The organism is Helicobacter sp. MIT 03-1616 (assembly GCF_000765685.2).
In the GTDB taxonomy this organism is placed as follows: domain Bacteria; phylum Campylobacterota; class Campylobacteria; order Campylobacterales; family Helicobacteraceae; genus Helicobacter_C; species Helicobacter_C typhlonius.
On record NZ_JROY02000003.1, the window covers coordinates 210,467 to 230,037 of the forward strand.

Below are 19,571 nucleotides of genomic sequence, written 5' to 3' on the forward strand. Positions count from 1 at the left end.
CGCCTATTTTGTTTTGATGCCTGTAATAATTTGCGTATTTTCATCAATCCCGTTTAGAATCTGCGCGTATGTGCCATCTGTGATACCCACTCTTACATTCACAGATTCAGGATTGCCATTTTTTAGAATCCACAATGTGCTACTTTTGCCTTGAGATTTTTGCTTAGGATCTACTTGTGGCTTTTGTGGGCGTGGGCGCGTGGGCGCGGCTGCAAACATAGGATTTGAACTACTTGTATTTTTTTTCATTCCAGCCCTTTGCAGTGATTTATTTAAATCAAAATACAAAGCAGAACTTGGCACGAGGAGCGCATTTTGCGCCTGTGCGATGATAATATCAGCAGTCGCACTCATATCTGGGCGCAAAAGCAAGGATTTATTATCCACTTCGATTTTTGCACGGTAGGTGATGATATTTGAGCTACTGCTCGCGCTTGATGATGAGCTACTACCATCGCCCGAGCCAAAATTCACGCGATTGACTTTAGCGTGAAAATTTCTATCTGGATACGCATCAACGGTAAAAACAACTTCTTGCCCCTCTTTTACCTTGCCAATATCCGCTTCGGAAATACTCGCATAGAGTTGCATTTCCTCTAGATTCTCTGCTACTTTAAAAAGCGTAGGTGCTTGAAAACTTGCCGCCACACTTTGCCCGACTTCAACGCTACGCATAAGCACAATGCCATCAACGGGCGAAACAATTTCGGAATTTTTCAAATCAATTTTCGCGCTTTGAATGCTTGTCTCTATCTCGGCAATAGAAGCGCGCTTTATCTCCACATCAGAACGTGCGGAGGTGTAGCTTGTTTTTGCATTTTGTAGTTCAAGCCTTGAGGGAGATGAGCCATTTGTCGCTTCATACAGCTCCTTTAGTCTATCGTAATTCCATTTTTTATCTACCAAGGTTTGTTCGCTTGCCTTGAGTTGTGCTCGTGCAGAATAAAGTTGTGCTTCAAATTTAGCAATTTGCTGATTAATTGTCTCTGGGTTTATCCGCGCTAATACCTGTCCCACCTTGACTTCATCGTTTTCATCAACAAGCACTTCAAGCACGAGTCCGGAAATAACACTGCCGATTTCTACTTCATTTACAGGAGAAAGCGATCCAGAGGCTGAAATGCTGGATTTTATATCGCCACGAATAGGCTTAATCATATCATATTCTACTTTAGGACCTATCATTCTCCACACGATGAATGCCCCGATACAGATTGCTACTATGATGAGAGTAATAATCCATACTTTTAATGGAATCTTCTTGCGAGTTTTTGGCTGCAATGCTTGGTAAAGATTCATTGTTTATGTCCTTGTGTAGAGTTTTGATTTTGTTTTGTTTTATCCTGCAAAGCAAGATTCCCACCCAAAGCCTTAAAAAGCGTGATGAGTGAGAGAATCTCATTTGTCTTAGCGTTGTGAAGCTGATTTTTGAGATTGAAATATGTATTTTCAAGCCCTAGAAAATCATTTTTATCAAGTAGCCCACGCGCATTTTTCGCGCTATTGCCTTTGTAGGCTTCTAGTCCTAGCTTATACATATTATATGTGTTTTGGGTTTGTTTGCTTCTAGATTGCATATCAAAAAACGCATTTTCTATCTCGCCTAGCGCGGTGTTTATGTTGTTTTGCAGGGTTAAAAATGCTTCATTACTTAATTCTTTTTGAATAAGATAATTTTGCTTCAAAGAAGTGCGATTGAGTAGCGGTGCGGTAATTGAATTGGCTATTTGAAAGACGATAGAACCAATAGAATTGGCATTAGTGCTATAAAGAATATCACCTATTGAGCCATTTAAAGAAATGGTAGGCAAACGCGCTGCTTTAGCATTTGTTTGTTTGTAGAGTTGTGCGTGTAGGGCATAGATACTCGCCTGAATATCCGGGCGCAAAAGTAAAATATCACTTGGCATTTTATCCACATAGAAACTCGCAATGCGCGGGAATTGATACTCGCTAAGAAAATTTATTTCTTGTTTGAGATTTTCGGCATTAATGTTAAGAAGCACGAGTAGGGCATTTTTGTTTTGCTCAAATGTGTAGGAGAGGTTTTCGAGGTTATTTCTCTGCGTGGTTGTGTTTGCCACAAATCCTTGATAAGTATTCATATCAATCAGTCCGAGATTGTATTTTTGTTTGTTTATAGATTCTATTTGTTCTAAATTTTCTAGTGTCGCTTTTGCGATTTGTAAGGAATGTGCATTCTCTCGCAATGTGAAATAGAGGGTTGCTACTTGCGCTATGAGGGAGATTTGCACGGAGGAAAGATTACTCTGTGCTTGCAAATAGGCTTTTTTGCTTGATTGACGCAAGGCATTGAGTTTGCCAAATAAATCAACCTCCCAACTCATACTTATATTTGCGTTGATAGAATTTGCTCCTGGACGCACAATCGTGCTTTGAGAAAGTGTGCGATTATCTATATAACTTGAGTTTAATCCTACATTTATGGTGGGAAACATATTAGCGGTGTTGATTTTCATTTGAGATTGTGCTTGTTTAATGCGTGAAGCCATTATCAGCACATCTGTGTTGTTTTTAAGCGCGATGTGGAGCAGATTATGTAAATGTTTATCATCAATGAGGGTGCTAAATTCTTTAAGACTAAAGGGTTCTGTGGATTGTGTAGAATCTTTTGAATCTTGCGTATTTTTTGCATTTTGCCAATCTTTAGAATCTTGTGTGCCACTATGAGATTGTGTATTTTTAGAATCCTCTATATTTTTTATAGAAAAAGTCTCGCTAAAGGGCTTGGCATTTTCAAATGATTGCGGGATATGTGTTTGCTTCACATCATATTCAAGGCTTGAAATATCTGTGCTACAACCCATAAATATGCTATATGCGAAAAAAATTAATACAATATTAAACTTAAAATGTAGTTTCACCTTTATCCTTAATAAGATTTAAAATTATAAGTATAATATGCGGAAAATGTGAATTTAATGTGAATTTCAAGGCAACTTAAACACAAATATATTAACATTTGATGCTATCTAAATATTTTTTAAGTGAGATAATAGTGGGATTGGCTATGGGATATAGGAAATACATATTGATAACATTTACATTACTGGCGATTGTTTTTATGAGTGCGTGTTCCCATCATAGCTCTTTACAAACTTTTAATAACCATTATTATGGTGGAGATTCTAAAAAGGCTTATACTTACGCAAAATCGCAGGCGAGCAAGGATGGCGATGTGCTATGGAATTTACAGGCGGGAATGAGTGGATTTGTCCTAGCCGAAAATGATACGAGTGCCTTGCTCGAGCAGGGTGAGAGGCTCTTTAGCAAATATGAGGGTGAGGGGCTAATGGGCGGTATGTTTGGCAATGTGGGTGCAGTGCTTGTGAATGAAAATGTTAAAACTTATCGTGGCAATATTTATGAAGGCGTGATGTTTAACTATTATAAGGCACTTAATGCTATGCGTATGGGAGATTATGCACTTGCTCGAGTGGAATTTAATCGGGCAAATGATAGACAAAGACGCGCGAAAGAGTATTTTAGGAAAGATATTCAAAAGGCTATGGCAGAAAGCAATAAGGAACAGCGCGAAAATCAGCAACTGAAGCAAATCGATAAGGATAGAACGAGCAGAAGCACGGATTCTATTTTGGAATCTCAATATAGTAATTTGTCTCATTTTGTGATTTATGATGGATTTATAAATCCTGCTGTAAGCTATGTATCAGCCCTCTTTTTTATGAGCGAGGGGGATTATCCAAAGGCGATTGATTTGTATAAAGAATCTTATGGTATCACGCGCTCACAGGTAATTAATCAAGACTTAAAGGTTGTGAATGCTCGTCAAGCAGGAGATAATTCCACTTACACTTGGTTTATTATAGAGGACGGGCGAAGTGCCTCACTCGAAGATGTATCAATTGATCTACCCGCATATATTGTGAGCTCTAGGGTGTTGCACGCGGGTGTTTCTATACCGCAGATAAAAAGAGGACAGGCAAGTGCTAATACTTACAAAGCTATAACTCATAGTGAAAACCTTGAGTTTAAAGCGTTTGAAGTGGGCAATTTGGAAGGTGTGCTTACGAATGAATTTAGCCAAAAGCTCCCCTTTATACTCACACGCGCAATTACTTCTTCTATCGTCAAGGCAAGCACTCAAGCAGCCTTAAGTAATCTAGGAGGGGAGCAGTTAGGAATGACAGGTGCGCTCATTGGTTCTTTGGTTGGGGCGATGTATTCAGTCGCTACAAATAGTGCGGATATACGCATTTCTACCGCATTGCCACATCGCATTCTAGCTCTACAGATTCCAAACAAGACACTAGATTTCACGCTCAAGGCAGATGAAAATACACTCTACGAAGTGCAATTTTCTTGCACAAAAAGCGAGCAAAAACATAAAAAAATAAAGAAACTTATTACTTTGTGCGAAAAATATGATAATATTATCTATTTGCGTTTGAAGGATAAGAATCCAAGCTATCAAATTTTGAAAGGGGAAGTGAATGAAGAATAGCAAATTAGCAATATGTGGAGCGGCACTAAGCACACTTCTAATAGCTGGTTGTAGCGGGGGACCGGAGTATGTGGATACTTCAAAATCCCAGTCTTATGCGAGTATGGGCTTGGACTACCACGATATTGAAAAAGCAGCAAGTGATAGTGTGCAGTCTCTATTGAGTAGTGCTCAGGTGAGAAGCATTACAAGTGGTGGGAAGCCCAAAGTGCTTATGATTTCTGGTGTGGTTAATGATACAATGCAGACTATTGATACAGACCAGCTTAGTCGTAAGATTACAAGAGATATGAGAAAGGGCGGTAAATTTGTCCTCACACTCGCACAGGGTGCAAAGACTGAAAAGGGTATAACTATGGCGAGAAAGGCGCGTGATAATGATGAATTTGACCAACGCACAACAATAGAAAAAGGCACTCTCAAATCTGCCGAAATGTCGCTTTCTGGCAAGATTGTGCAAAAAAATACGAGAGTTCGCTCCAAAGAGCGCGTGGATTACTTTTTCTTACTTACACTTACCAATCTCAAAGATGGAACCGTTATATGGGACGATGAAGTAAATATCATCAAAGTCGGTTCGAAATCTTCTGTGAGTTGGTAGATTCTAAAACAAAGGAGACAAAATGAATACAAAGGTAAAATTATTAGCAGGAAGTGTTGTAGCAGCCTTTCTTTTAATCGGTTGTGGTGGTGATGATGCACTGGGTGTTGGCGGAAAGAGTATCGACAAAAAAACTCTTAAAGCTCTTAGCATTCAGGGTGCACCAAATTGGGTGCTTAATGGCGGACAAGGTGATATGAGTGCCATAGGAGACGCGGAGATTGTCGGCGGAGATATAGGTTTTGCGCGTAATGAAGCTTTAGCCCTAGCTAGAGATGAGATTGCGAGACAAGTAGAAGTCAAGGTGGAAGGTTTGATTTCAGTAGCAAAAGCTTCGTCTAAAAGTGATTTTGGCGATGCGAGTATGAAAAGTGCTGCTTCACAAATTACAGAGCAAAGCGTTTCTAATATTTTAAGTGGCACGAAGCAAACGGATACTTGGATAAATAAAGATGCTACTCGCATTTTTGTCCTTGCAAAGCTTAGCCCTGATAATAAGGCGAAGCTGGAAGCTAATGTCAAAAAGCAAATTAACCAAAACAAACTTTTACCAAGCAATATTAAGCAAGAAGCTTTAAGAAACTTCAACTCATTTTAATGAGTAGTGATATATGCGCTTTATTATTCCAATATTATGCATTGTTTTCTTAATGGGCTGTGGTGGCGGTGCAAAACCGCCCTCGTGGTATGGAAAAGATACACAGGATAGTGCGTATCTTATAGGTTTTGGTAGTGCATCAAAGCTTGAGAGTGCTAAGGCTAGGGCTTTAAATGATATAAGCTCACAGCTAAGTGTGCAGGTAAGTTCTCAGTTTAAAACACAAACACAGAGGCAAGATTCTAATATCACACACAAGGCGAGTAGTGATATACAGCTAGATGTGGCGGCTATGGAGCTAAGTGATGTGCAATATACAAAGAGTGAGTTTGAAAATGGACAGCATTATGTGCAGGCAAAAATTTTGAAAAGTGCGCTTATATCGCAGTTTCAAAATAAGTTTAACAATACTTATAACACGCTCAATGTAGTAAGTCTTAGCAAATGCAAGATACTTTCTGCTAAGGATAAGTTGCGCTTAGAGAATGCTTTGAATGAACTTTGGCTCTATAGTCAGTTATTGCAGACTTTAGAAAAGCAAACTCGCTCTTTGGATAATCTCGAATCTCTTTTAAGCGCGAATATGCCACTCCCTGCTGCAAAGCTTGTCATAAGAAGCAATGTAGATAGTGCAAGAATCTACAATGACTTGGCAAAGGAGCTTGGGGAATTTTACACGATTCAAAATGATGCAGCACATACACTTTATGCGGAGGTGCGTGCAATTCAAAGTGCTAAGGGTGTAAAAATTGATGTACTTTTTAGTATTTTAGATTGTCGTAATAATCCCATTTTTAACACAAATGTGAGCGAGGAAACGAATAAGGGCTTTGAGTTTGCAACCAAGCGCGTGAGTGTCCAGCTATATAAGAAAATGCAAGAGTGGATAGAAAATTAATTATATTCTCTTTTGCAGAGTGTAAAAATCTACTAGCAAGTTTTGAATCTTGCTAGTTGCATATCGTAGATTTTATCTTTTTGTAGCGAAAACTTTATCGTTATCTTGTGACATAATGGCTTACAAATTTTGAAAAATTATCAATAATCGCTCCACCTTTTCTAAATCCCAATCCACAAGATTCATAGGCAAAAAATACATTAGGCTGATAATATGCGCCATTGTGCGTGTTTAGCTCATAGTGAGCTTGGTAGAGCGATTTGTGATTGCCATATATGCCTGACTTAGATTCCAGAATCTTGCCATTTGTGTCTAAAATCTCTACATTTGCACCCTCGCGCCCAAAGGCAGGTTTGCGCACTTGTTTCATCTGTGGCAATGGCTCAAAGCTCGCAGGAAGCAAAAGCGGGTGATTAGGAAATAAATCCCATAGAATCTTCAGCATTCTTTTACTTTGAAAAAGCAATGTGTAGGCGGGATTAAGAAAAATGCTATTGCGATTTTCCATCATTTCACTTATGAGTGCTGCGAGTTCAGGCTCATCAATGGCGATATTTTCCCACGGAATGAGCTTGAAAAGAAATTCATAATTTACACCATTATGGCTTAAGCCCTCTGTGGGGGAGAAATGCACTTCATCAATGGGCGCAAAGTCGCAGACAAAGCCAGATTCTCTAGCAACATATTCTAAAAAGCGCGTGGTAGTAATATCCTCATAAGATTCTGTTATACAAGAAAATAGAATCTTCCAGCCCTCATATAGCTCCTCAAAGCGTGAAGTGTCCTCTTCAAGCGTAATGAGACGTTTAAAATTTTCACTCAAAGCATTATGGATATTATTAAACTGCGCAATCTCATCAAGTCCATTATATTTAAGTAATGCCCATTGCATTAGCGCACTTTCATAGAGCATTGTTGGCGTGTCGGCATTAAACTCTAAAAGTTTAATCTGCTTACCATCAAGCCCGCCAGCTAAGTCAAACCGCCCATATAAATGCCAATGTATATCTTCTTCCCAGCTTTGTTTTATCGCACCAATAAGACTTGGTGGAATGTCTAGCTCAAAGAATAAGTCGTTTTTTATCACATACTCTCCAGCTTCTATAAACATATCATAAAGCTCATTTCCTGCCTCATAGTAAGCCTCTGCCTCTGTGTCGCTGATATGAATAAGCTCATCGCTTAGATACGAGGTGTCATCGGCATCTGTATGCCAAGTGAGCCCCATAGATTCTAAAGCATTTTTATCGGGCAGTGAAAGTGTGCTAATTTTCATATCAGCCTCCCATCGTGCTGTTTTTGCTTGTGCTTGTTGATGTATTACCACCAAAGAATCCGCTTTTACCGCCACTTGCTTTGCTTGTGCTTGTTCCGGTTTTGTTGTTATTAAAGCTATTTTTGCTTCGTTCATAGGCTTGTGGGGATTTGTAGTTGCGCTGTTGATTAGCTTGATAATTTGGATTATTAAAAAGTTTATTACCGATATAGCTCCCTAGAATCGCCCCTGCCGCACTTGCTAGAATCGCCCCGCCAAGCCCTAAGCCACCGCCATTTGGATTTGTGAGGCTACTTTGCCCATTATCAATAGCAACTTCCTCTTGTTTAATGAGTTCATCAATCTCCGCTTGAGAGAGCATTCTCTCCTCACCATTAATGCCTTTAAGCATTACGCGCGTTTGCTCACTAGGGTATTCCTCAAGCACCTTATAAGTGCCATCTATTTGCTCCTCAATGATGACAAACGCACCATTTTTTTGGCTATTTTGCAAAGTGCTGTTTAAATCATTTGAGTTACCCTCATCACAGGCATTGAGGCTAAAAACTGCCATAACGCCTAGCCCACCAACCATTGCGTAGTTTTTAATTGTGTGGATATGTTTCATACGCGCTCCTTTTTTTGCAAAATTGTATCAAATTTTTGCCATTTTTTTATGATGCAGGTGGATATATAGATGTAGCACATCAATACTTGCTGGTGTAATCCCGCTAATCTCACTTGCTTCAAAAAGGCTTTTTGGCGTGAATTTTTTTAGCTTTTCAATCACTTCAAGGCTAAGCCCGGGAATCTTATCAAACACAAAATCGCGTGGAATCTCCACTTGAAGCATTTGCTGCATTTGTCCTATTTGCGCCTTTTGTTTCTGTATATAATCAAAATATTTAGATTCTATAAAAATCTGCATAAGGGCAGATTCACTCATTGAATCCACATTTTCTACACCGCAGTTTGTAAGTAAAGTGCGTAATGTTTGTGAATCTAAACCCTCACGCCCAATGATATGAATGAGAAGCGTTTTGTCGCTAATTGGCGCGAGATTGAGTGAGGAGAGCAGAGCGAGATTATCTGCACTGGGTGTGAGGGAATGGGTGCTTAGGTAATCCAAAGTGCGCGAGATATGCCCTCTATCTGCTTGTATGTTTTGGTAACGCGCCTCATCAATAAGTCCAAACTGATATGCGTAATTGCCTAGTCGCAAATACGCGTTATCCTCACGAAGCAGGAGGCGATACTCCGCACGAGAGGTAAAGACGCGATAAGGCTCTTTTGTGCCTTTAGTAACTAAATCATCTATCATCACGCCGATATAAGCTTCATTGCGCGAGAGACAAAAGGATTGGTTTTTAAGCGAAAGCGCGGCATTAATTCCTGCCACAATACCTTGTGCGGCAGCTTCTTCGTAGCCTGTTGTGCCATTTATTTGCCCAGCTAAAAAAAGATTCGCGCATTTTTTTGTCTCTAAGGTATGATAAAGCTCGGTAGGCTCAATATAATCATACTCTATTGCATAGCCATAGCGCGTAATATGTGCATTTTCTAGCCCTTGAATGCTATGAATCATCTCCTCTTGCACATCAATAGGAAGTGAAGTAGAAAGCCCATTGATATAATACTCCACTGCTTCTTTAGTCTGTGGCTCGAGAAAAAGCTGGTGGCGACTTTTATCGGCAAAGCGATTGACTTTATCCTCAATGCTAGGGCAATAGCGAGGACCTACACCCTCAATCTGCCCTGTAAAAAGTGGCGCACGATAGAAATTTTCCCTAATGATTTTGTGCGTGGTTTCGTTTGTGTAGGTTACATAGCAGGGCAGTTGTGTGGGAGCAAAGTGGCTTGTTTTGTAGCTAAAATGCGGGGGATTGCTATCACCATTATGCTCTTCTAAATGGCTAAAATCAATGCTTCGCCCATCAATTCTCGCGCAAGTGCCGGTTTTTAATCGCCCAAGCTTTAGCCCAATTTCTTGCAGTGAGGCGCTCAAATTCTGTGGGCTTAACTCGCCAAATCGCCCATTATGGAGCTTCGTCTCGCCAATATGCACAAGCCCGCGCAAAAATGTGCCGGTGGTAAGAATGATTTTTTTCGCATAGTAGGTTTTTTTGATATTTGTGATAATGCCTTTAGCCACGCACCGCCCTTGTGAATCTCGCTCGTAGATGAGAGATTCTGCGCTCTCTTGCGAAATGGTAAGATTAGGGGTGCTAAGAGCTATGCGCTTTGCGATAATGCTATATCTATCCATATCAATTTGCGCTCTCGTGCCACGCACAGCAGGACCTTTGGAGGAGTTTAAGATTCTAAACTGAATTCCGCATTCATCGGTAATTTCTCCCATAACGCCACCAAGCGCATCTATTTCTTTGACTAAATGCCCCTTGCCTAGCCCACCCACAGCGGGATTGCAACTTGCAAGGGCGAGATTCTGCACCAAAAGTGTGATAAGGTGGGTTTTTGCGCCCATTTTTGCACTAGCGATACTTGCCTCTAATCCCGCGTGTCCGCCGCCAATCACCAATACATCATATTCCATATATCTGTGCTCCTACTCATTTTTATCGATAAAGTGTGGAATTTCTAAAGAAAAAGCGCATTTTATTATTATTTGGTTACTTTTGCTACTATAAGTGTCAATATAGACGATTGGGAGGCATTTGTCGTGAAAAGAAAGGCTTTGTCTTTGATTGGCGTTTTTGCGCATTTAAGCGAGAAAAGTATAGAATCTTTAGAGGCGATTAGCAAATTGCATTATCTTAAAAGAAATGGTGTTTTGCATTATGAGGGTGAGCGTATAGAGCACGCGTGTTTTTTGGCGCGTGGCAAGGTCGAGTTATATAAAATGAATAAAAATGACAATGAAATGTTTTTATGCTATGTGGATAGCGAATCTGCAGGGACGAGAATGATAAATGCCTTTGGTGCGTTTGTGCCATATGTGGCAGCGGCGAATGTGCGTGCTCTAGAATCAAGTGAAATTGTAATGCTTGAGCTTACCAAGCTCCATCAGCTTGTGTTGAGTGATATTGAGATAAGTAACGCGCTAATGAGTGAATTTATGGATAAACTCATTGTGTTTAAAAATTTTGTTAATTTCAAGGAAATGAACGATAGCACCTCACGTGTAGCGTATTTTTTACGCCATAGGCTTAGTTATTTTAACCAAAATCAACGGCAAATGATTGCGCGTGAGCTGAATATCCAAACCGAATCTTTAAGTAGAATCTTACAAAAAATGTTTCAGCAAGATGTAGTTGCAAAAAATGAACATAATGAGATTTATATCAAAGATAGTGCGCTTTTTGCGAAGCTTTATGGCGAGTAAAAATGAGTTTGCGCGTTTTGTTGGCGTTTGGGTGAAAAATATTTACCTCATTTTACGCTTATTACTTGCGTATTGCAAAGCACATCGTGCAGACATCGCCCATCTTTGCGAAAAAGTCCTAGTAAGATTCCAAAAAGAAAGCTCGTGCCAAATACCCATAGCCCATAGCGCACAAAGGAACGCACAAAGCCCACTTTTTCTCCTTTAGATTCTGTATTTGCATTTTGTGTGGATTCTAATGTATTTATAGATTGAGTTTTATTTTGTGAATCTAAACTCTGTGAATCTTGTGAGTTATAGCGCACGAGCTTGAGGCGCATATAGCGATAGCCCGGCGTTTGTGCGCTGAATGCAAAAAAAAGTGAGAGGATTACACCATAGCTTATCCCGCAGACAAAAATAACATTTTGATTATGCGTGAAAGCGTCCTTGCCGTCCAAAAACACATAGGTTGTGAGATATAAAATTGGCATATTTATCATAAACATATCGGTAATAAATGCCTTTATACGCTCACTTGCAAACATTAGGAGAAGTTGATTTTTGAGTGAAAAATTATTGAATCTTACCCATTGGGATTTATGCGTTTTAGAATTTTGTGCTTGTTTATTTGGCTTATTGGCTGACTTGAGTTTGCGCCAACGCGTAGGAGCTGCCATAGGTGTTAGTTCCCACGACTACCGGGCTTAGTTGCCTTTTGTTCGCCACTTGCGCATAGAGGGCAGGAGTGTGGCTCATACATATTAAACACAAAATCTTCAAGCGCAAAAAGCGGTATATGCTCGGGCAATCGAGCCTCTTTCTTGCGCTCTAAGCTTGAACCTACGCGCTTACAGAATCCACGATTAGCTAATCCTGCATAAGCTACCACTTCCGCACCTTCAAACTCTACGCACTGCGCAGATTCTAAAGCTGAACCACCGGTAGTAATAATATCCTCACAGATAAGAATCTTCTCGCCTTGAGAGACTTCAAAGCCTCTGCGGAGTTGCATTTGCCCTTCTACGCGCTCGGTAAAAATAAATCTCACGCCTAAGGCTCTTGCGAGTTCATACCCGGCTAGAAGCCCACCAATCGCTGGGGAGCAAACACAATCTACCTTGATTTTAGAATCTTTAACCTGTGTAGCTAAGGCGGTGGCTAAGCGCTCTGCGACTATTGGATTTTCAAGCACGCGCGCAGATTGTAGGTAATGGTCAGAGTGATTGCCACTACTTAACAAGAAATGCCCCTTAAGTAGCGCGTTTGCGTTTATGTAGCATTGTTTCACATCAAGCATAGAATCTCCTTTAAAATTTGTATGTATATTTGAGATAGTTTGCAGTCGCGCCGCGCTCTTTCTCATAATCAAGTAAATCATAGCCTATAAATAGCTCGTGATGTCTGCCATACACAAGGATTGGACCAAAGGCAAAAGTGGGGTAGAACCATATTTTGCGCTCTTGTGTGAATATTGGCATAGTGGCATTATCTGTGCGTGAAAGATAGCTTGAGCCAAATGAGGCAACACGCACACGAAACCCTACATAGCGCGAAGCGTAGATTCTATATTCTGCGGATATACCACCGCGGTAGATTTGCATACGATTTGGCTTTGTCGGGTTAAATTCTAAGTCCTCAAATGCACCATAATTTGTGCGGTCGAAGAATCCAAAAATACGCAGTGAGTGTCTAGATTTAAAAATAAAATCATATCCAGCTTCAACACCTAGCATACTGCTTGTGCCGAGTGAGGGAGTATAGATAGCACCTAAGCTCACAGCCGCGTATAAGCCCTCACGCACATCTTTGATTTTTTTTATCTTTATACCATAAATATCATAGAGCAGTTGCTGACGCGTTTGTGAGACATCTCCAAGCACTTCTTCTGGTGTTTTATCGTGCTCAAAGTCTTGCACCGGCACACTTTGAGCCCCATACACGATACTCGATAGTGCAAGTAACCCTAGCAATATTTTCTTACTCATACCACCCCTTTAGTTTCATATTATTTTAGTATATTTTGCTATACTTGCAAGAAATAAGGCACAATTTTGGTAATTATAAAAGCTAATCTCGTGCCACATTTTAGATTTTAAGGAGACAATAATGCGTATTTTAGGTTTAGTGTTTATATACTTATGTGTAGGTTTTGGAGCAGAGTTAGAGGGATATTATATGACCCATAAAGGCGAAAAGGGGCAGCAATCTATCGTGGAATTTTTCAAAAAGGGTGAAAAATATTACGCTTATGGCTTTGCCAATGTTGATGGGAGTGCACCTAAAAAAGATGCCAATAATCCAGACCCTGCCCTAAGAGAACGTGTTGATAAGGGAAGTGTGTTTGTCTATAATCTCGTGCGTGATGGCAAAAGCGATGTTTTTAAAGACGGCAAGGTGTATAATTTTGATGCGGGGAAAATTTATTACGCAAAGGTTACGCTTAAGGGCAATGTTTTAGAGCTACGCGGAAGTCTCGATAAAACTGGCTATATGGGCGAGACAAAAATATGGAAGAGGCTAAGTGATGAGGAAGTAAAACCCTATCTCTCGCAAAAGCCGGATTTTTCCGTAGTAGAGGCTAGTCTCAAGGATATTAAGCCTTAAATGTCAGCTACATCTACTTCTATAAAACTTCAAAAAGCCCTAGATTCGCTCAATCTCGCCCAAAGGGAGGCGGCTAAATACGCTGATGGTGCAATGCTTATTCTTGCAGGGGCTGGGAGCGGTAAGACAAAGACAATTACCACGCGCCTTGCCTTTCTCATTGATGAAGTGGGGATTCCCGCAGAAAACACCCTCACGCTTACTTTTACAAATAAAGCCGCAGCAGAGATGAGGGATAGGGCATTAGCACTTTTGGAGCATAACTTTAATGTACCACCGCTTCTTTGCACTTTTCACAAATTTGGGTTGATTTTCTTGCGTTTTTTTATCCACACTTTGGGGCGAGAGGCGAATTTTGTCGTGCTTGATAGCGATGATAAACGCGTAATTTTAAAGACTTTGTGTGATAAAAAGCTTCAACCTGCGCAATGCGATTATTATATTTCAAATATGAAAAATGCTGCTCTCTCACCTTTGGAAGCCTTTAGCTACGCGCATACTGATGAGACAAAGCAGATGAATAGAATCTACGCGGAATACGAGCGGTATTTAGAGAGTAAGAATCTGCTTGATTTTGACGATTTGCTCTATCTCACTTATAAGATTCTCTCGCAAGATTCAAACATAGCACAAAAAATGAGCGAACAATACCAATACATTATGGTTGATGAATACCAAGATACAAATGAAATTCAAGATAAGATTCTAAAACTGCTTTGTGTGGCGCATAATAATCTTTGTGTAGTGGGCGATGACGACCAAAGCATTTATGGGTGGCGTGGGGCTGATGTGCGCAATATCCTTAATTTTCAAAAGGCATTTGATGAAGTCAAGGTAGTAAGGCTTGAGGAGAATTATCGCAGTAGTGAGCAAATTCTAAATGCCGCAAACGCGCTTATTGCGCATAATCAAAATCGCTTAGGAAAACATCTCAAAAGCACAAAGGGCACGGGTGCAGATATAAGGCTTATAGAAAACGATAATGAAAGCGCGGAGGCGACATTTCTAGCTAAGGATATTGCAAAATTACTCGCAGAGGGTGTGAATCCTAGCGATATTGCGATTTTATTTCGCGTAAATGCGCTTTCAAGGAGCATTGAAGAGGGCTTTAATCGTGCGAGGATTCCATACAAACTCATCGGTGCGATGAGATTTTATGAGCGTGCGGAGATTAAGGATATATTGAGCTATTTACGCCTCATTGTGAATCCACACGATGATTATTCATTTTTACGCATTATCAATCGCCCAAAAAGAGGCGTTGGCAAGGTAGGACAAGAGAGTTTAGAGAAACTAGCCTTAAGTAAAAATCTCTCCTGCTTTGCTACGCTTGAAACTTATCCAGACCAATCCACACAAGCACTCGGTAAAAAAGCATATGAAAGTGTAATGGAGCTTGTCTCGCATATCAAATGTTGGCAGAATTTGAATGATTTGAGTGATCTTATAGAATCTATGCAAGAGCGGATTATTTTTACATTTAGTAAGCTTGATGAAGTCGATAGACAGGGCAATATTGAGGAATTTTATGGTATGTTTGGCGACTATGTTATACATAATCCAACCAACACCCTTGTGGATTTTCTCAATGATTTAGCTTTGGCAAGTCCTACCGATGAAGTCATAGGCGAGGCGGTGAGCTGTATGAGTGTGCATATGGCAAAAGGTTTAGAGTTTAAGTATTTATATGTGATTGGCTTAGAGGAGGGTTTTTTTCCTTTGAGTGGTGGCTATGATGAGCTACAAGAGGAGCGGCGACTAGGCTATGTGGCAATTACTCGTGCGAAAGATTTTCTCATCCTCTCTTTTGCAAAAAGCAGATTCTATAAAGGTAAGAGGGAGTGGCTGAAGCCCTCACGCTTTTTACAAGAAAGCGGTGTGGTAACAAGTAGCGCAAGGGATAGTATCGCAGTAGGTTCTTTACGCGCGATAGAGGGCAGTGCGGATTCTACACAGGAGTTTAGCAGGGGAATGCAGGTGCGACACAAGCTTTTTGGCATAGGTGTGATAGAATCTGTGAGCGGTAAGGGCGCACAATGCAAGTTAAAAATCAATTTTGCGGGATTGGTGCGCGAGATTATGGCGTCATTTGTGCAAGTTGTGTAGCAAGATTCTAAAATGTGTATTTTGCAAATACCAAAAAAGGTGGGGTTTATGAAAAAATTTCTTTTTACCGCGATATTTAGCGCGTTTGGTATTTTTTGTGCGGCTCTTTATGCGGACGATGTGTATATACCGGATTCTAAACTGCATTTGGCTAAGAACTATAAGGTGCATAATAGCGATATTTACTCCACTGATATGTTTCCGCGTATAGACAAGAGATTTAAAATCGCCACGCTCCCTGCGGATAAATTCAGCCTCAAACTTAAAAGTGTAGATATTAAGCTCATTTTTATGCGCTATGGCTATGAGATTGTGAGCTTTGAAAGCGAATGGGTGGAATTTACTTTTGTAAGCGATATGCGTGAGAATGAAGCACTTGATTTTATAAAAAAGATGTATATTGAGTATTATGGTGAGAGGCTAAAGATAGAGAATCTGCTCGTGCGCCCTCTCTTAAATATGCCAAAGGATTATGAAGTAGTGGGCTATGAACTGCCAGAAGTAATGCTTAAAAAACATAGTGGCACTTTGAATCTTAAATATCGCACCCCACCTAGCACACAGATAAAAAAACTTACCTTTTTGTATCGTATTGATGGGAATTTACAGGTGCTACAAAGCACAAAAAATATTTCTGTAAATGAAGTGCTTGATAGACATAATACGCGTATAGATAATATTGCCTTTACGCGCGTGGGTGCAGACTATATTGGTATAAATGACTTGAATAAGAGTAGTGCAAAAAGCTTTATCCGCGCAAATACATCAATTACACGCGATAAGATTAAGCCAAAAGTGATTGTTAAAAAAGGCGAGAAAATCCGCGCTCTAGCACGGGAAAATGGCATAAGTATGGAGGTAGTGCTAGAGGCTCGGCAGAATGGTGCGTATGATGAAGTCATAAATGCGCAAAATCCCACGAGCGGAAAAATATTGCGTGTAAGAGTGATTGATGAGGGTAGGGGCGAGATTATATGAGATATTGTAAATAGGAAGCAAGTATGAAACAAGAAAAGCTCGTAGTTGCCATAGGTGGAGCAAGTGGGGTGCATTTAGGCTTGAGACTGATTGAAAATATCCCAGATTCTATTGAACTCTATGTCGTGGTGAGTGAGGGGGCAAAAAATGTCGCTAAAAATGAGTTAGGCATTGATATATTAACCTCTCTTAATGATATTAAGCGCAAAGATTTTAGAATCCTTAGTGAAAATGATATGGAGAGTGGTATTGCCTCCGGGAGCTTTGGCGTATCGGCTATGGCGATAGTGCCTACAAGTATGAATCTCCTCGCAAAAATCGCAAATGGTATCTGCGATGAGCTGATTTCACGCTCTGCAAGTGTGATGCTTAAAGAGCGGCGCACCTTACTTCTAGCTCCGCGTGAAATGCCTCTAAGCCCCATTGCGTTAAGGCAAATGGGCGAATTATCCGCACTTGGCGTGATTATTGCTCCGCCGATTGTGGGATATTATGCTAAGGTGCAGGATTTAGAATCTATGGAGCGATTTTTTGTTGGTAAGTGGCTTGATAGTCTAAAGATTCCAAACACACTTTATGCGCGTTGGAAATATCACACAGAGGAGGAATAGATGAGAAAACTCGCCATTTATCCGGGCACTTTTGACCCTGTAACTAATGGGCATTTGGATATTATTAAACGTTCGGTTGAGATTTTTGATAATGTGATTGTGGCAGTGGCGCACTCATCGGCTAAGAATCCGCTCTTTTCGCTTGATGAGCGCATAGAGATTCTAAAAACAAGTGTGTGTAATCTCCCAAATGTGCGCGTTGAGGGATTTTCTAACCTCCTTGCAGATTTTGCGAAAGAAAAGGGTGCGAGAATGATTATACGCGGATTGCGTGCGGTGAGTGATTTTGAGTATGAGCTACAAATGGGCTATGCCAATGCTTCGCTTAATAGTGTGCTAGAGACGATTTATTTTATGCCGACATTGCAAAATGCGTTTATTAGCTCCTCTGTCGTGCGCACGATTATGTTGCATAATGGTGCATTCGAACACCTTGTGCCAAGCAGTGTGGCGGATTTAATCCTTACATTTTACAATAAGCACAAGGAGCAAAAATAATGTATGTCGCAATTGAGGGCGTGGATACCTGTGGCAAAAGCACACAGATTGAGCTACTGAGAAAGTATTATCCTCGTGCGATTTTTACCAAAGAGCCCGGCGGGAGTGTGTTGGGCAAATCTGTGCGTGATTTGGTGCTTTTTGCACCCCAAAGGGAGAGTTTTACGCTTGATAGCTATGCGGAGTTTTTTTTATTTTTAGCTGACAGGGCACAGCATTACACAGAGGTGTTGCTTCCGCATAAGGATAAGCTTGTAATTTCTGACAGAAGCGTGATTTCAAGCATTGCGTATGCGAGAAATATAGATATGGCGCAAAGTATCATCTTTAATGAAGTTGCGCTAAGGGGGCATTTCCCGCATCTTGTGGTGCTTTTATGGCTTGAGGAGGCGCAGCTAAAAGCGCGGTTAGCCCAAAAGACACACGATAGTATTGAGGGGAGAGGCATTGAGTTTATGCTTGAAATACAAAATCGCCTTTTAGAATCCACAAAGCGCGTGGGGCTTAAGCATATTGTGATAAATGCGGCTAAGAGCAGAGAGGAGATTTATGAGGAGATTATAAGGGTGATTGATGATAATATGTGAGTATAGAAAACAAAGTGAGAGGAAATGTTACTTTATGGATTCTCATTTTATGAATCTTATCGCTTAAAAACAAAAATTTGCAAATATAAATTTATGGCTTTTAGATTGTAAAGAAAGGTGAGCTGATGAAATGCCTAGTGTGCGAGAGGTTTTCACTACAAGCGGTATGTAAGGCTTGTATCGCAGCTATCCCGCTCACGCCTCGTTATAGAATCTTGGCGGATTCTATAAAGGCATATAGCTTTTATCGTTATGAAGATGTGATGCTATTGATGCAAAGCAAATATTCTTTGATTGGTTCGCGCATACTTCCATTACTCGCTAAAAAGGCGGCTCTCTATTTTTTCACCCACAATATGGAGGTTTTAGAATCTATGCAAGGTGTGCAGATACTGGGCTTAGATGATTATCCCTATGGGGCATATTCCCATAATGGTGTGATGATGAGGGTGTTTGTCAAGGAGAGCAGGGGGTGTTTTAAGGCGCATTATGGTGTGTTTAAAGCACAAAATAATGTGAAATATGCGGGTGAAAGTTTAGCATTTAGGCAGAAAAACCCTAAGAGATTTGTGCTACAAAAGCCACTTAAAGATTCTCATATTATTTTATTTGATGATATTATTACCACAGGCACGAGTCTTAATGAAGCGATAAATGTGCTAAAACCCAATTATAAAATCGTTTTTTGCCTAACGCTTTGTGATGCGAGGTAGTTTCAAGGATTCTGCTTTCTAATATTTCTTGAATAATAAACTTCTCTAAAGTTGCAAGTTTTTAAACTCATTATGTAAAATCTAAATCTTTATTGTTTTTACTCGTTTTCAAGGATTGCCTAAGCTAGATCCTAAATCCTTATTAAAAGCCATTTCTATGGAGTAGATTATTCTAAATATAAGGATAAAGCTTTTATAAAGTATTTTGTTTATATATAAAAACAAAGTCAAAGTGAAGTAAGGTAAGGAAAAAAAGGTAGGTAAAGCAAAGATAAGTAAGTATCACAAAGACATTAAAGCAAATAAGTAAA

At 40.1% G+C, this 19,571-nt stretch carries 20 protein-coding genes; 12 read left to right on the plus strand and 8 right to left on the minus strand.

Annotation, left to right across the window (positions count from 1 at the left end; all coding sequences use genetic code 11):
- Nucleotides 1–3: 3 nt before the first annotated feature.
- Nucleotides 4–1,299 carry an efflux RND transporter periplasmic adaptor subunit gene (locus tag LS67_RS03460; protein ID WP_034325713.1) on the minus strand — a complete coding sequence of 432 codons (1,296 nt, stop codon included), beginning with the start codon at nt 1,297–1,299 and terminating at the stop codon, nt 4–6.
- Nucleotides 1,296–2,885 (minus strand): TolC family protein, encoded by a 1,590-nt coding sequence (locus LS67_RS03465; protein WP_236096334.1) that lies wholly within the window; start codon nt 2,883–2,885, stop codon nt 1,296–1,298. The genes LS67_RS03460 and LS67_RS03465 overlap by 4 nt, the downstream gene beginning before the upstream one ends.
- Nucleotides 2,886–3,052: 167 nt before the next feature.
- Between LS67_RS03465 and LS67_RS03470 the strand changes: the two genes are divergently transcribed.
- Genes LS67_RS03470 through LS67_RS03485 form a run of 4 tightly spaced genes read left to right on the plus strand, consistent with a single transcriptional unit; the run spans nt 3,053 to nt 6,583 of the window.
- Nucleotides 3,053–4,486 carry a hypothetical protein gene (locus tag LS67_RS03470; protein ID WP_236096335.1) on the plus strand — a complete coding sequence of 478 codons (1,434 nt, stop codon included), beginning with the start codon at nt 3,053–3,055 and terminating at the stop codon, nt 4,484–4,486.
- Entirely contained in the window at nt 4,476–5,087 is a 612-nt protein-coding gene (gene lpoB, locus LS67_RS03475) for a penicillin-binding protein activator LpoB (RefSeq protein ID WP_034325715.1), read from the plus strand. Before LS67_RS03470 ends, lpoB begins: the two co-directional genes overlap by 11 nt.
- A 22-nt stretch (nt 5,088–5,109) precedes the next feature.
- Complete coding sequence (locus LS67_RS03480; protein WP_034325717.1) at nt 5,110–5,685, plus strand: LPP20 family lipoprotein; 576 nt, start codon at nt 5,110–5,112, stop codon at nt 5,683–5,685.
- A 13-nt stretch (nt 5,686–5,698) separates the two neighbouring features.
- Entirely contained in the window at nt 5,699–6,583 is an 885-nt protein-coding gene (locus tag LS67_RS03485; protein ID WP_052082207.1) for an LPP20 family lipoprotein, read from the plus strand.
- 100 nt (nt 6,584–6,683) lie between these two features.
- Here LS67_RS03485 and LS67_RS03490 read toward each other — a convergent pair whose 3' ends face one another.
- The 3 genes from LS67_RS03490 to mnmG are packed head-to-tail and all read right to left on the minus strand — an operon-like array spanning nt 6,684 to nt 10,392.
- The gene (locus LS67_RS03490) at nt 6,684–7,859 is read right to left on the minus strand and encodes a glutathionylspermidine synthase family protein (protein ID WP_034325720.1); all 1,176 of its coding nucleotides are present in this window, start codon (nt 7,857–7,859) and stop codon (nt 6,684–6,686) included.
- 1 nt (nt 7,860) lies between these two features.
- On the minus strand, nt 7,861–8,466 hold the full coding sequence (locus tag LS67_RS03495) for a UPF0323 family lipoprotein (RefSeq protein ID WP_034325722.1): 606 nt from the start codon (nt 8,464–8,466) through the stop codon (nt 7,861–7,863).
- A gap of 27 nt (nt 8,467–8,493) precedes the next feature.
- Nucleotides 8,494–10,392 (minus strand): tRNA uridine-5-carboxymethylaminomethyl(34) synthesis enzyme MnmG, encoded by a 1,899-nt coding sequence (gene mnmG, locus LS67_RS03500; protein ID WP_034325724.1) that lies wholly within the window; start codon nt 10,390–10,392, stop codon nt 8,494–8,496.
- A gap of 126 nt (nt 10,393–10,518) precedes the next feature.
- Here mnmG and LS67_RS03505 point away from each other — a divergent pair, with 126 nt between their 5' ends.
- The gene (locus LS67_RS03505) at nt 10,519–11,181 is read left to right on the plus strand and encodes a Crp/Fnr family transcriptional regulator (RefSeq protein ID WP_034325726.1); all 663 of its coding nucleotides are present in this window, start codon (nt 10,519–10,521) and stop codon (nt 11,179–11,181) included.
- Between the two features lie 47 nt (nt 11,182–11,228).
- Here LS67_RS03505 and LS67_RS03510 read toward each other — a convergent pair whose 3' ends face one another.
- From LS67_RS03510 to LS67_RS03520, 3 genes are read right to left on the minus strand one after another with little or no spacing between them, the layout of a single operon-like run.
- Complete coding sequence (locus LS67_RS03510) at nt 11,229–11,840, minus strand: RDD family protein (RefSeq protein ID WP_034325728.1); 612 nt, start codon at nt 11,838–11,840, stop codon at nt 11,229–11,231.
- Between the two features lie 5 nt (nt 11,841–11,845).
- On the minus strand, nt 11,846–12,460 hold the full coding sequence (gene pyrE, locus LS67_RS03515) for an orotate phosphoribosyltransferase (protein ID WP_034325729.1): 615 nt from the start codon (nt 12,458–12,460) through the stop codon (nt 11,846–11,848).
- Between the two features lie 10 nt (nt 12,461–12,470).
- Nucleotides 12,471–13,148 (minus strand): hypothetical protein, encoded by a 678-nt coding sequence (locus LS67_RS03520; protein ID WP_034325732.1) that lies wholly within the window; start codon nt 13,146–13,148, stop codon nt 12,471–12,473.
- Between the two features lie 121 nt (nt 13,149–13,269).
- Here LS67_RS03520 and LS67_RS03525 point away from each other — a divergent pair, with 121 nt between their 5' ends.
- The 7 genes from LS67_RS03525 to LS67_RS03555 all read left to right on the plus strand — a co-directional run bounded on the left by LS67_RS03525 (nt 13,270) and on the right by LS67_RS03555 (nt 19,260).
- Nucleotides 13,270–13,767 (plus strand): DUF2147 domain-containing protein, encoded by a 498-nt coding sequence (locus LS67_RS03525; protein WP_034325735.1) that lies wholly within the window; start codon nt 13,270–13,272, stop codon nt 13,765–13,767.
- Nucleotides 13,768–15,873: an ATP-dependent helicase gene (locus LS67_RS03530; RefSeq protein WP_034325737.1), complete on the plus strand. Its 2,106-nt coding sequence runs from the start codon at nt 13,768–13,770 to the stop codon at nt 15,871–15,873.
- A gap of 48 nt (nt 15,874–15,921) precedes the next feature.
- A complete protein-coding gene (gene flgA, locus LS67_RS03535; protein WP_138109580.1) occupies nt 15,922–16,851 on the plus strand; it encodes a flagellar basal body P-ring formation chaperone FlgA in 930 nt (309 codons plus the stop codon).
- Nucleotides 16,852–16,874: 23 nt separating this feature from the next.
- Entirely contained in the window at nt 16,875–17,462 is a 588-nt protein-coding gene (locus LS67_RS03540; RefSeq protein WP_034325740.1) for a UbiX family flavin prenyltransferase, read from the plus strand.
- A complete protein-coding gene (gene coaD / locus LS67_RS03545; protein WP_034325741.1) occupies nt 17,463–17,960 on the plus strand; it encodes a pantetheine-phosphate adenylyltransferase in 498 nt (165 codons plus the stop codon). It begins immediately after the preceding gene.
- Entirely contained in the window at nt 17,960–18,547 is a 588-nt protein-coding gene (gene tmk / locus LS67_RS03550; RefSeq protein WP_034325743.1) for a dTMP kinase, read from the plus strand. Before coaD ends, tmk begins: the two co-directional genes overlap by 1 nt.
- Nucleotides 18,548–18,672: 125 nt before the next feature.
- Nucleotides 18,673–19,260, plus strand: a complete 588-nt coding sequence (locus tag LS67_RS03555; protein WP_034325745.1) for a phosphoribosyltransferase — start codon at nt 18,673–18,675, stop codon at nt 19,258–19,260.
- Nucleotides 19,261–19,571: the final 311 nt, after the last annotated feature.